Below are 13,840 nucleotides of genomic sequence, written 5' to 3'. Positions count from 1 at the left end.
GTTACAAAAGTTTTTGTTGGTAAATCTGTTCATCAAAACCTAGAATCAAATCATTCTTTAGCTCTATGAGGGGGCGTTTTATCATGCTATTATTAGCTAGAAGTACTACACGAGCTGATGTTTCATCGATTACAGCGGCTTGTTGTTCGGTCGTAAGTTTCTTCCAAGTGGTACCCTTTTTATTAACTAACGACTCCCATGAAATTAGTTTTTGCCATTCATGCAATTTAGACTCCTGTGCAGGTTCTTTTTTGTAATCGTGAAAAGTAAATTCAATATTATTGGCATTTAACCAATCGAGCGCTTTTTTGACGGTGTTACAGTTTTTTATTCCGTATACGTGTAGCATAGTGTAATAGTTTTTATTTACTATAAAAGTAATGATAATTTAATTTGTGTGGAATCTAAATTGCGAAGAATATTTAGTTATTTGTCTTCTGATTTTTAAGAAGTAAGTAGTTACTTCTTTGATGGTTTATTTATCAGATGGTTAGGTTGATGGTGTTTAATAGGAACAAATAGTTAGTGTATTTTTTACACTATTATTTTTTTTAATCATAAAAAAAATATATTTTTATAACTTCATTAAAAATAATACAAAAATGAGCCTAAAAGATTATAAAGGTGTTTTGACAGGGGATCAAGTTCAAGAGTTATTTGAAATTGCCAAAAAACACAAATTTGCTTTACCTGCTGTTAATGTAATAGGAACAAACTCTATTAACGCAGTATTAGAAACAGCAAAAGCTGTAAACTCTCCAGTAATTGTTCAGTTGTCTAATGGTGGTGCACAATTTTATGCGGGTAAAACATTAAACAACGATGGATTGAAAGCATGTATTTTGGGTGCTGTTTCAGCAGCTCAACATGTTCATTTATTAGCAGAGCATTACGGTGTTGCAGTAATATTGCATACAGACCATGCTGCTAAAAAATTACTTCCTTGGATTGATGGTTTATTAGATGCTGGTGAAAAATTCTTCGCACAAAACGGTAAGCCTTTATTCTCTTCGCACATGTTGGATTTATCTGAAGAGCCAATTGAAGAAAATATCGAAATTTCTGCTAAATACTTAGCACGTATGAAGCCACTAGGTATGACTGTAGAAATCGAATTGGGTGTAACAGGTGGTGAAGAAGACGGTGTTGATAATTCTGATGTGGATAGTTCAAAATTATATACTCAACCAGAAGAAGTTGCTTATGCTTACGAAGAATTATCTAAAGTTTCGGATAAATTTACAGTAGCAGCTGCTTTTGGTAATGTACACGGTGTATATAAACCAGGTAATGTAAAATTACAACCAGTTATTTTGAATAATTCACAAGAATATATTCGTGAGAAATTCAACTTGACTGCTGAAAAGCCAGTTAACTTCGTTTTCCATGGTGGTTCAGGTTCATCTCCAGAAGAAATTGCTGAAGCAATCTCTTATGGTGCAATCAAAATGAACATCGATACAGATATGCAATGGGCTATGTGGGATGGTGTTCGTGCATACGAAGCTAAAAACCACGATTATTTACAGTCACAAATCGGTAACCCAGAAGGTGAAGATTCACCAAACAAAAAATATTACGATCCACGCGTATGGTTACGCAAAGGTGAAGAGGCTTTTGTTACACGTTTGACGCAAGCATTCGAAGAATTAAACGCTATTGACGTTAATAGCAAATTATAATACCAAACATTCTATATAAGTAGAAGGGTTATTGATTGAACATCAATAACCCTTTTTTACTGTCGTAAAAATCTCCCAGTACCATGCATTTTACTGCGTATTTCTTCATATAAATACAGTATATTTGCTTTTTAATTTGAAGGCATAAAACCTGTATGAAGCATATACGTAATTTTTGTATTATAGCACACATTGACCACGGTAAAAGTACCTTGGCGGATAGATTATTAGAGTACACAAACACTATCACACAACGAGAAGCGCAAGCGCAACTTTTGGATAATATGGATTTGGAGCGTGAACGTGGTATCACAATCAAAAGTCACGCGATACAAATGGATTATATCCAAGATGGCGAAAAGTATACATTTAATCTTATTGATACGCCTGGACACGTGGATTTCTCGTATGAGGTATCTCGTTCTATCGCGGCGTGCGAAGGTGCGCTATTGATTGTGGATGCTTCACAAGGTATTCAAGCACAGACTATTTCCAACTTGTATCTAGCAATGGAGCATGATTTAGAAATCATTCCTATTCTAAATAAAATGGATTTGCCAGGCGCTATGCCAGAAGAGGTAAAAGATCAAATCGTGGATTTGATAGGAGGTAAACGTGAAGATATTATTCCTGCTTCGGGTAAAACTGGTTTGGGAATTCCAGATATTTTAAGAGCAATCGTAGAGCGTGTTCCTGCACCTGTTGGTGATCCAGAAGCACCACTTCAAGCTTTGATTTTTGACTCGGTATTCAACTCATTCCGTGGTATCATGGCTTATTTCAAAGTGGAGAATGGCGAAATTCGTAAAGGCGATAAAGTAAAATTTATTGCTACTGGTAAAGAATATTTTGCAGATGAAGTCGGTACGTTGAAGCTAAATCAAGTCGCTAAGGATGTTATCAAAACTGGTGATGTAGGTTATATTATTTCGGGTATCAAAGAAGCACGTGAAGTAAAAGTCGGGGATACCATTACACATAAGGATCGTCCAAGTACAGAAGCTATTAACGGATTCGAAGAGGTAAAACCAATGGTTTTTGCGGGTATTTATCCTGTTGATACTGAAGATTACGAAGAATTGCGTGAATCCATGCATAGATTGCAATTGAATGACGCTTCATTGGTTTTCGAACCAGAATCTTCTGCTGCATTGGGATTTGGTTTCCGTTGTGGTTTCTTGGGGATGCTTCACATGGAGATTATCCAAGAGCGTTTGGAACGTGAATTCAATATGACTGTAATTACTACGGTTCCCAACGTATCTTACAAAGCCTATTTAACCAAAGATAAAGAGGAAGTTATCGTTCACAATCCTTCAGATTTGCCTGATCCATCGAAATTAGATGCAATCGAAGAGCCATATATTAAAGCTAATATTATTACAAAAGCTGAGTTTGTTGGTCCGGTAATGTCACTTTGTATCCAAAAACGTGGTACCATAGTGAACCAATCATACTTAACATCAGATCGTGTTGAATTAGTTTTTGAAATGCCAATGGGAGAAATTGTATTTGACTTTTATGATAAATTGAAAACGATTTCTAAAGGATATGCTTCTTTTGATTACCACCAAATTGGCTATAGACAATCGGATTTGGTCAAATTGGATATTCGTTTGAATGACGAACCTGTGGATGCATTATCGTCATTGATTCACCGCAGTAATGCATACGATTTTGGTAAGAAGATTTGTGAAAAATTAAAAGAACTTTTACCACGTCAACAATTTGAAATTCGTATCCAAGCTTCTATTGGTGCGAAAATCATTGCTCGTGAGACTATTTCAGCATTACGTAAGGATGTAACTGCTAAATGTTATGGTGGTGATATTTCTCGTAAGCGTAAATTGTTGGAGAAACAGAAAAAGGGTAAAAAACGTATGCGTCAAGTGGGTAACGTAGAGATTCCACAATCGGCGTTTATGGCTGTTTTGAAATTAGACTAAATTAAATCAACCTATAAAAATTATAAAAGCATGAAATTATTAGACGGTAAAGAAGTATCCGCTAAGATTAAAGAAGATATTAAAAGAGACGCATCAGAATTCACTGCTGTTGCTGGACGTCGACCACATTTGGTTGCTATTTTGGTGGGAAATGACGGTGGTAGCGAAACATACGTAGCTAGCAAAATGCGCAATTGTGAGCTGGTGGGTTTTGAATCGACTAACATCCGTTATGGTGTTGATATTACCGAAGAAGAATTAATTGCTAAAATCGAAGAAATCAATAAAGATGAAAATATAGATGGATTAATTGTTCAGCTACCTTTGCCTAAACATATTGATCCTGATAAGATTACGGAAGCTATTGATTATAGAAAAGATGTTGATGGTTTTCATCCGATCAACTTAGGTCGTATGCAACGTAACTTACCATGTTTTATTCCAGCAACACCTTATGGTATCATGTTGATGTTGGAACATTATGGTATTGATACAGCAGGTAAGCATGCGGTTGTGGTAGGTCGTAGTAATATTGTGGGATCTCCAATGAGTATTTTATTGGCTCGTAATAGTAATCCTGGTAACTGTACAGTAACATTGACACATAGTCGTACAGCAGATTTAAAAACTGAAGTACTTCGTGCTGATATAATCGTGGCTGCTATAGGTAAGAAAAATTTTGTTACTGCAGATATGGTTAAAGATGGTGCAATCGTAGTCGATGTGGGTATTAATAGAGAAAATTCTACAGAAACAAAATCTGGTTTTAAATTGTATGGAGATGTTGATTTTGAAGAAGTTTCTAAAAAAGCATCATGGATTACACCTGTACCGGGTGGAGTAGGGCTTATGACCATCGTAGGATTATTAAAAAATACATTAGAGGCGGCTAAAGGCACAATCTACAGTAAATAATTTATCGTTATTTGGCATAAATTTTGCGCTTAAGTCACAGTTAATAATTTTTAAACTTAATAAAAATGAAAAAAATTGCACTATTAGCTGTTATGGCAGGCGCGTTAATATTTACGGCTTGTAATAATACTCCTTCGAAAGATAAAAATGCGGATGGCGAGGTTACTGCTGGTGAGCATTTAGACCATGCCCATGAGCACTTAGATGATGCTGCACATAAGGCGGCTCATGATGCTGAAGAAAATTATAATAAAGCAAAAGCTGATTTGGATGCTGCAATCGCTAAAGGTGATAAAAAGGCCGAAGAAGCTGCACGTAAAACTTTAGCTGATGCAGAAACAGCTTGGAATAAAACAAAAGCTGATGTGAAAGCTGCGGGTGAAAAAGTTGAAGAGGGATTCAATAATGCCGTTGATGCCACAAAAGATGCTGCAAATAAAACTGGTGAAGCTATCGAAAATACAGCTGAAAAAGCTGGAGATAAAATTGAATCTGGAGCAAAAGCTGTAGGTGACGCAGCAAAGGATGCGGCTAACAAAACTGAAGCTGCAGCGAAAGAGGCTGCTCAAAAAACAGAAGCTAAGGCTAACAAATTGAAAGAAGCTTTAAAAAACTAAGTAAATAAAAAATATTTGTTAAAGCGTCTATCAAACGATAGACGCTTTATTTATTTTTGGGGTATGGATAAGGAAAAAATTTTGAGCGCATGCTTTACAATTGTGGATCAGAAGATAGTGCAGGTCGATTTGGGGATTCAAGATGCAAACCAAAGTTTGCAAGATGATACAAAGAGTAGTGCTGGAGATAAATATGAAACAAGCCGTGAAATGATTCAGCAAGACTTGAATCGTTATGAACAGCAGTTAAAAGTTTTAAATCAGGATTTGGATATTTTGACGCGAATCAAAAATCAGAAATTAGATGTACAAAAGTCTGGTCTGGGTTCGCTTGTTCAAACAGATAAAGGTTTTTATTTCTTAGCCATTAGTATTGGTCAGATCATCATAGATGACCAAAAAGTATTTTGTATTTCTACTGCATCACCTATTGGGAAAATTCTTTTAGGAAAAGCTATTGGTGAAAGTTTTGAGTTTAATGGTACGAAACAAGTGATTAAGGCTCTATATTAATTCAAAATCTTATTTTAATATTTTAAACGGTTGATTTTCTGCTATTTATGATTGATCTGCTAGCATTAAATCTTTAATTATAGTTAAAACCATAAAGATTATAGCAAAGCAAAAGAACATATGTCCCATAAGGAATATTGTTCTTTTTTTTCTTGGTTCTTCTCTCTTAATGTTGCTTTTCCAACTATAATATAAGCCTAAGGGGGCAAGAAGTAATGTAAGTATAACCGGAAAAATCGTTATCAACTCAACTAATATTAAATACTCCTCTCTAAACGGCTGAATTCATTGATTTATTAGGATAGATAAGAGTAAGTATATAGTGTATATTTTAAAAATCTTTATTGATTTAATTAAATTAGGATTTTCAACTTTCTCTTTAATTTTCATATTATTAAATTAATCAAATTTACCCAACTGTCCTAATAAGCCAGTTAATCCGCCAGTATTAACAAAAAGTATTTTACTTCCTACTGCGAAAACATCTTTTTGAATTAAATCATGTAAGGCATACATAGCCTTGCCTGTGTAAGTAGGTTCTATCATAACTCCTGTTGCTTGAATATAGTTTTTTATAAAATCTATAAGTTCCGGTTTTACTTTTGCATATCCGCCAAAGTGATAATCAAGATGTAAAGTGATTTGATCAGTGGGCGCATTGTATTTAGCGATTTCATCTAAGATAAAACCACCATTTTTCAAAACAGGAACAACATGTAATTGCGTTTTGAGTTCACTATCGGCAATTCCTTGGGATATCCCAGCAACTGTAGTTCCCGTTCCAGCTGCACAAAATATGTGATCATATTTATTTGTTAATTCATCGATAAGTTCTTTACAACCATAAGTTGCTTCTAAACTTGCGCCACCTTCGTCAATGAAAAAGCATTCTGTTTTGTTCTCTAAATTTTCAAATAGGAGATTCTTATCTTTATACTCTTCGCGAGAAATAAATCTCAATTCCATACCAAAGAGTTTACACATGTCTAACACAGGATTAGATATATCTTCTCCTCTAACAAAAGAGATAGTTTTATATTGATATGTAGCACCAGCGCAGGCTGTAGCTAGTAAGTGGTTAGACCAAGCCCCTCCAAATGTTACTATGATTGATTTATTTTCTCTCTTTGCTCTTTCCAGATTATATTTTAATTTCCGCCACTTATTACCTGATATGAATGGATGAATCATATCATCTCTTTTTAGGTAAACCTCTAGATTTTTCAAACTATAAAGAGGATGTTCAATCTTCTGCTCAGGACTATAAATATGCATGAAAAACACTCATTTTATTTTAAAAATCATCCTAAAAACATAATCCGTATATAATCAATGATTTTGCTTTTTGGGCTGTTCAAAGTTAATAGATTTTGGCTTATTTCCTGTACTTTTGTAATATGTCCGAAGATTTAGAATTAATCGAACAAGAAGAGCAAGAATTATTTGAGCACATTCGTATCGTAGTCGAAAAAGGTGTTTCTATGATACGTGTGGATAAATTCTTGATGAATAGAGTTGAAAATACATCTCGTAACCGTATTCAGAATGCAATTGATTCTGGGTCAGTGTTAGTAAATAGCAAGCCTATAAAGGCAAGTTATAAAATCAAGCCTTTAGATGTTGTTACAATGGTGTTGCCTGATCCACCTCGCGATACCGAAGTCTATCCAGAGAATATTCCATTAGATATATTTTATGAGGATGATGATGTATTACTAGTCAACAAAGAAGCTGGTATGGTAGTACATCCAGGATTTAATAATTATACAGGTACATTAGTTAATGCATTAACTTATCATTTGAATCAATTACCAACTTTAGCCGGGAATACTGGACGTCCTGGTTTGGTTCATAGAATCGATAAGGACACGTCTGGTCTAGTAATTATTGCCAAAAATGAATGGGCAATGACCTACTTGGCAAAACAGTTTTTCGAGCACACGATTAATCGTCGATATATAGCCCTAGTATGGGGAGATATTGCTGAAGATGGTACAGTATCAGGATATATTGGCCGTGATTTAAAAGATCGTCGCGTCATGTCCATGTATGAAGATGAAGAAAAGGGAAAATGGTCTGTTACACATTATAAGGTGCTAGAACGTTTAGGCTATGTTACTTTAATAGAATGTCAATTGGAAACAGGGCGAACACATCAAATACGCGCACATATGAAATCAATAGGTCATCCATTGTTTGCTGATGCGATGTATGGTGGTGATAAAATTTTAAAGGGGCAGGCATTTAATAAATATAGGCAGTTCGTAGAAAATTGTTTTACTATTCTACCTAGGCAAGCACTTCATGCCCGTCTACTAGGTTTTGTACATCCAGTTAGTAAGAAACGGATGAATTTTGAAGTTCCTATGCCACAAGATATGCAACTTGCAATAGATAAATGGAGAGCATACGCTGAGCATATTAATAGTTAATTAAGATATTTTATGCCGATACATTATATTAATTTTAATGGAGCAATAGTTCCTGAGGATTCGAAATTATTAGCTGTTGATAATCGTGGTTTTCGCTATGGTGATGGATTGTTCGAGACAATGCTGTATCAAGGTGGAGAAATTCGTTTTCTACATTTTCATGTAGAACGATTGCAGCGTAGTATGCAAAAAATTCAGTTGGAGCAGTATACCATGTTTGACGAGTATTTCATAAAAAAAATTACAGATGAATTAATTCGTAAGAATAATATGGTTGGTCAACGTGTACGCGTGCGCTTAGGTGTATATCGTGACGGTGCAGGTATTTATTCACCATTAAGCAATAAGCCAGCATATGTATTAGAAATTCAGAAAATTGATATTCAAGTACGTGATAAGAAAGTAGGTTTGATTGTTGATTTGTATACTGAAATAAAAAAACCTTTCAGTGATTTATCAGAATTGAAATCCAATAATTCGTTGGTTTATGTTTTAGCAGGAAATTATAAGAAAAAATTTGATTACGACGACGTTTTCATTTTAAATCAAGATGGTTTTTTATGTGAGGCATTGACTTCCAATATTTTTGTTTATTTTGATAAAGTACTTTATACCCCAGCACTAAATCAAGGTTGTATAGATGGTGTGATGCGCCGTGTAGTAATGGATATGGCTGCTGATGAAGATATTTCAGTAGTGGAAGCACAAATCAGTCCTGAAGTGATGAAAAAGGCGGATGAATTGTTTTGTACAAATGCTGTTCAAGGCATTCAATGGGTAATGGGGTATAAGCAGAAGCGTTATTTCAATAAATTATCACGCATACTGCAAGAAAAATTACAAAACTGGAATTATAATAAAGAAGTTTAAATAGTATTTTTTTGCAAAAGTCATTCTTTTGTTGAAAATATCTTATATAATAGAGTTGTGACGAAAGTTTGTTCGTGCTAAGTAGGTATTTGCTTATTTTTGTCTTTAATTATTTTCATCATTGATAGATGAAAATATAATTTTTTATTCATGGAATTAAAATTAAAACGCCCGTTGGCATTTTTCGATTTAGAAACTACAGGTGTTAATATCGCTACAGACAAAATTGTTGAATTATCTATATTGAAAGTCAATGTAGATAATTCGGAAGAGGTATATACAAGAAGAGTAAATCCTGAAATGCCTATTCCAGCAGAATCGTCAATGTTCCATGGGATTTACGATGAAGACATCAAGGATGCTCCAAAGTTTAGAGATTTGGCAAAAGAAATCGCTGAATTTATAAATGACGCTGATTTGGCTGGATATAACTCCAATAAGTTTGATGTTCCAATGTTAATGGAAGAATTTCTGGCAGCAGGAGTGGACTTTAGTTTAGAAGGTCGTTCTTTCGTCGATGTTCAAAATATTTTCCATCAGATGGAACAACGCACCTTGAAGGCAGCTTATAAATTTTACTGTGGTAAATCCTTGGATAATGCGCATCAGGCAGAAGATGATGTACGTGCAACATATGAAGTGCTGAAGGAACAGTTGACAAAATACGAAAATGAAAGTTTTACTGATAAACATGGAGAGGTTTCCTATCCAGTAATTAATGATGTAGAAGCTTTACATAAATTCACCAATTTAACAAAACCTGTTGATTTTGCTGGAAGATTTGTATATGATGAGCAGGATGAAGTATGTATTAATTTTGGGAAGCACAAAGGGAGAAGATTAACTGATGTTTTTGAATCTGAGCCAAGTTATTATGCATGGATGCAGAATGGCGATTTTCCATTGTACACAAAGCGTATCCTCCAAAAACTTTGGAATGAATACAAAAATGAAAAAAGCGCACAAAAGCAACAGGGCGATAAGGCTATAAAAACAGAGTCGTCAAAACCCAAAGTAGATGATAATCCCAAGCCTATCACAAATGATATGCTTGCTAGTTTGCAAAATAAATTTGGTAAATAATAAATCTAAATATACATAATGAATAAAGAGCAAGTTTCAGAACATGTTAGTTGTTTGATAATCGGATCTGGACCTGCAGGTTATACTGCAGCAATATATGCAGCTCGTGCTGATTTGAAACCTGTTGTATATACAGGAATTGTACCAGGCGGACAGTTGACGCAAACTACAGAAGTAGATAATTTTCCGGGATATCCAAAAGGTATTACTGGACCTGAATTAATGGAAGATTTGAAAAACCAAGCAGAGCGCTTCGGCACACAAGTTCGTTTTGGATATGCTACAAAAGTAGATTTTTCAAAAGACGGTGGTATCCATTATGTAGAAATTGACGGTAAAACTGTTATCTCAGCAGATACAGTAATTATTTCTACAGGTGCTACTGCAAAATGGTTAGGTATAGAATCAGAACAAAAATACAATGGTTTTGGTGTATCTGCATGTGCTGTCTGTGATGGTTTCTTTTTCAAAGGCCAAGATGTGGCTATTGTTGGAGCTGGTGATACAGCAGCTGAAGAGGCAACGTACTTGGCAAAATTATGTCGTAAAGTATATATGTTGGTTCGTCGTGATGAATTCCGCGCTTCTAAAGCCATGTATCATCGCGTAACCAATACTAAAAATATTGAAATATTATATAATACAGAGACAGAAGAAATCTTAGGCGATGGTCAAGTAGTTACAGGTGTGCGTGTCAAGAATAACCAAACAAATGCAATTACTGATTTAGATGTAACTGGATTTTTCGTTGCAATCGGTCATAAGCCAAATACAGAACTATTCAAAGGAATCTTGGATATGGATGAAACAGGTTACTTGATTACACAACCTAATGTGACTGCTACTAATATTCCAGGTGTATTTGCTTCAGGTGATGTTCAGGATAATGTGTATCGTCAAGCGATTACGGCAGCGAGTACAGGTTGTATGGCAGCTTTAGAGGCTGAAAGATACTTAGCAGGAAAAGAAGATCACTAAACACTATTATATAATATAAAAAAAGAGCTCGAAATTAATTTTCGAGCTCTTTTTTATGAAGTTTTTTCTCCTTCTTTGCTTTGATAAGATAATAACTAATATATAGCAAAAGTAACCAAACAGGAATCAGTTCAACAGAAATCTTCAAATCTGTCAACCACATCATTCCCAATACTCCAAATAGGAATAAAAGAGTTAGATAATTACTAATCGGATAAAACAAGCTTGGAAATTTAGTTGTTTTATTCTCCTTTATCTTATGTTTTTTGAAATGTAAATGTGTCCAAGCAATCATTATCCAGTTAATAACTAAAGATGACACCACTAACGACATTAATATGCCAAGTGCTTCCTCTGGCATTATTTTGTTGATAATTATACAAAGACCTACAAAAGCAGCTGATACCATCAACGCAGCCACTGGGGCGTGATTTTTGTTTAATTTCTTTAAAAATTTCGGTGCATTTCCTTGTTCAGCCAAGCCATACAGCATGCGTGAATTACTATAAACACAACTGTTATAAACAGATAATGCAGCTGTTAATACGATTATGTTTAATACATTGGCAATGATACTCATGAAGTCATATGTTTTGCCAAAAAGAGTGAAATTCTTGTCGTTAAGAATATCAAATACAGCAACAAAAGGACTTGTATCCGCAGTAATTGTTCTCCAAGGCATTAAAGAAAAAAGGATAAATAATGCACCAACATAGAAAATAAGAATGCGTATCAATACTTGATTTGTAGCTTTAGGGATATTTTTTTCTGGATTTTCTGCTTCGGCAGCAGTAATACCTACCAATTCTAATCCACCAAAAGAAAACATAATAATCACTAGGGCGGCTAATAAACCTTGAAAGCTGCCATCTGGATTCTGTTCAAACCATCCTTTAGGAAAAAAACCACCATCATTTACTAAATTTTGTACAGTCGCCTGATCACCCTCAGCGCCCGATATTAATAGATATAATCCAAAAATAATCATAGCTATAATTGCAGAAACTTTGATAATTGAAAACCAAAATTCAGTTTCTCCATAAACTTTAACTGATGTCAAGTTTAGCGCATTTATAACAATAAAAAAGAATAGGCTAGAAGCCCACAAAGGTATTTCAGGCCACCAAAACTGAATATATATACCTATAGCGGTCAATTCAGCCATACTTACAAGAATATATAGAACCCAATAGTTCCACCCAGATGCATAGCCGGCGAATGGACCCCAATATTTATTGGCAAAATATGAGAAACTTCCAGAAACTGGTTCATCCACAATCATTTCACCTAATTGTCTTAGGATGAAAAATGCAAAAATACCTGCTATCGCATAGCCTAAAATTACAGATGGACCAGCTAATATCGCTGCTTTTCCAATTCCCAAAAATAAACCTGTGCCGACAGCACCCCCAATTGCAATCAATTGGATATGTCTATTGCTTAATCCTCTTTTTAGTCCCTTTTCTTTGTTTTCGTCCACTTTAATAAGCTTATTTTGTGTTTTTACTATTTACAAATCCAATTATTTCATCCCAATATGTCCCTGGTTTTCTATAGTATAATAGAACTTGGTATTCATTTTCTGTATCATAATGAGAACCTGAGAATTTGTCAGAAATAATTTTATCATTATTTTTCAACACATATTCATAGTTATAAATGCCTTGTTTCAATAATTGGGTAGTCTCCCAAACTTTAGCAGTTATATTGAAAATTAGTTTGTTTTTTGAATTTGTATTAAAATTATTAAATCCACCTACAAGGTAGATATCTCCTTTAATATTTGCGGAATCTTTAAGTGAAAATTGTGTATTTATATAATCACTTTGGATATCTTCCATTTCAAAATCAATATTTCGTATAAAAAAACGTCCATTTTCATCAGGTTTTAAATAGTATTTCGTTGCTGAGGTATTGTCATCAATATCTAATTTAGCTTGAAATATAGTGTCAATGAAAATTCGTTTTACATTTGCGGAAGTATTTCTTGTACTTCTTAGATCTATCATTCTAAACTCATTATTACCTTTGAACTCAAATGTATTTGGAAGTGTATAGCAGATTTTTTTTGATGAAATAGAAGAGGGGCTGTTAACTTTTTGATACATATCCATTCGTTGATTCTGAAAAGCACGAATATGTAAATTCATAGACGGATTTACAATATCATTGAAAGAATTAACTATAATATTAATCTTTTGATTTTCAGCTTTTAGATTTGACATCATTGAAGGTATGAACTCAATATCCAAAACTGCACTTTTGGTTAATACATACAACTTTCTTGAAAATAATAACCTCGACTTATCCGCATCTTCATATACTTTCAAAAGATAATTTCCAGCAATCTTTGGCCGCATATTTTCATTTGGAAATTTAAAAGTATAATGAGTATAGGGAACTTTTGTGTTTTCTGAAGACTGTATTGTGTATATTCTATCTTCCTCATATCCTATAAGATAATCTATAACAGGAACACGACTTGATGACCAGTCCGCATTACAGTGTTCGATACTATAATAAAATGATCGAATATCAGCCCTTAAATCATCAAAAGATATTGTTAGATAATCTCTGTTGTCTAATTCAAGAACTGGGAATAAACCTTCATTATCATTCAAGTTTATACGTACAGATTTTATAGCATTATTATATTCAAAATTATCGTATAAAAGGGTACTTTTTGGAGTCCGTAAAACATTACCATTCCCTTTAGTACGACTTTGTGCGTAAGAAAATACATTTATTAATAATAATACTATGCTAATAATAAATGATTTATATTGAATCATTTAAAGTATTTG

At 34.1% G+C, this 13,840-nt stretch carries 13 protein-coding genes; 9 read left to right on the top strand and 4 right to left on the bottom strand.

Features of this window, described 5'->3' with window-relative positions; translation table 11 throughout:
- Position 1: 1 nt before the first annotated feature.
- Positions 2-349 (bottom strand): Spx/MgsR family RNA polymerase-binding regulatory protein, encoded by a 348-nt coding sequence (locus IPZ78_RS00285; protein WP_225550904.1) that lies wholly within the window; start codon positions 347-349, stop codon positions 2-4.
- Between the two features lie 253 nt (positions 350-602).
- On the opposite strand from IPZ78_RS00285, the gene fbaA reads away from it, so the two are divergent.
- From fbaA to IPZ78_RS00260, 5 genes are all read left to right on the top strand, one after another.
- Positions 603-1,682 carry a class II fructose-bisphosphate aldolase gene (gene fbaA / locus IPZ78_RS00280; protein ID WP_225550902.1) on the top strand — a complete coding sequence of 360 codons (1,080 nt, stop codon included), beginning with the start codon at positions 603-605 and terminating at the stop codon, positions 1,680-1,682.
- A gap of 155 nt (positions 1,683-1,837) precedes the next feature.
- Entirely contained in the window at positions 1,838-3,628 is a 1,791-nt protein-coding gene (lepA, locus tag IPZ78_RS00275; protein ID WP_225550900.1) for a translation elongation factor 4, read from the top strand.
- A gap of 30 nt (positions 3,629-3,658) precedes the next feature.
- Positions 3,659-4,543, top strand: coding sequence for a bifunctional 5,10-methylenetetrahydrofolate dehydrogenase/5,10-methenyltetrahydrofolate cyclohydrolase (locus tag IPZ78_RS00270; RefSeq protein ID WP_225550898.1), 885 nt, complete (start codon positions 3,659-3,661; stop codon positions 4,541-4,543).
- Between the two features lie 65 nt (positions 4,544-4,608).
- Positions 4,609-5,160: a hypothetical protein gene (locus IPZ78_RS00265; protein WP_225550896.1), complete on the top strand. Its 552-nt coding sequence runs from the start codon at positions 4,609-4,611 to the stop codon at positions 5,158-5,160.
- 63 nt (positions 5,161-5,223) lie between these two features.
- Complete coding sequence (locus IPZ78_RS00260; RefSeq protein WP_225550894.1) at positions 5,224-5,673, top strand: GreA/GreB family elongation factor; 450 nt, start codon at positions 5,224-5,226, stop codon at positions 5,671-5,673.
- A gap of 399 nt (positions 5,674-6,072) precedes the next feature.
- On the opposite strand, the gene IPZ78_RS00255 is transcribed toward IPZ78_RS00260, so the two are convergent.
- Entirely contained in the window at positions 6,073-6,948 is an 876-nt protein-coding gene (locus tag IPZ78_RS00255; protein WP_225550892.1) for a 1-aminocyclopropane-1-carboxylate deaminase/D-cysteine desulfhydrase, read from the bottom strand.
- 122 nt (positions 6,949-7,070) lie between these two features.
- Here IPZ78_RS00255 and IPZ78_RS00250 point away from each other — a divergent pair, with 122 nt between their 5' ends.
- The 4 genes from IPZ78_RS00250 (at position 7,071) to trxB (ending at position 11,036) form a co-directional block, all read left to right on the top strand.
- Positions 7,071-8,105 (top strand): RluA family pseudouridine synthase, encoded by a 1,035-nt coding sequence (locus IPZ78_RS00250; protein WP_225550891.1) that lies wholly within the window; start codon positions 7,071-7,073, stop codon positions 8,103-8,105.
- Between the two features lie 12 nt (positions 8,106-8,117).
- On the top strand, positions 8,118-8,975 hold the full coding sequence (locus tag IPZ78_RS00245) for an aminotransferase class IV (RefSeq protein ID WP_225550889.1): 858 nt from the start codon (positions 8,118-8,120) through the stop codon (positions 8,973-8,975).
- A 150-nt stretch (positions 8,976-9,125) separates the two neighbouring features.
- Positions 9,126-10,058 (top strand): exonuclease domain-containing protein, encoded by a 933-nt coding sequence (locus IPZ78_RS00240; RefSeq protein WP_225550886.1) that lies wholly within the window; start codon positions 9,126-9,128, stop codon positions 10,056-10,058.
- Between the two features lie 18 nt (positions 10,059-10,076).
- Positions 10,077-11,036, top strand: coding sequence for a thioredoxin-disulfide reductase (gene trxB / locus IPZ78_RS00235; protein WP_225550884.1), 960 nt, complete (start codon positions 10,077-10,079; stop codon positions 11,034-11,036).
- A gap of 34 nt (positions 11,037-11,070) precedes the next feature.
- Here the strand turns inward: trxB and IPZ78_RS00230 are convergent, their stop codons facing one another.
- Positions 11,071-12,516, bottom strand: a complete 1,446-nt coding sequence (locus IPZ78_RS00230) for an amino acid permease (RefSeq protein WP_225550882.1) — start codon at positions 12,514-12,516, stop codon at positions 11,071-11,073.
- A gap of 10 nt (positions 12,517-12,526) precedes the next feature.
- On the bottom strand, positions 12,527-13,828 hold the full coding sequence (locus IPZ78_RS00225) for a type IX secretion system plug protein (RefSeq protein WP_225550880.1): 1,302 nt from the start codon (positions 13,826-13,828) through the stop codon (positions 12,527-12,529).
- Between the last annotated feature and the right edge of the window lie 12 nt (positions 13,829-13,840).

This window comes from Sphingobacterium bovistauri (assembly GCF_020295405.1).
Lineage (GTDB): Bacteria > Bacteroidota > Bacteroidia > Sphingobacteriales > Sphingobacteriaceae > Sphingobacterium > Sphingobacterium bovistauri.
The sequence above is the reverse complement of the archived record's forward strand: the minus strand, read 5'-3'. Positions and strand labels throughout refer to the sequence as shown.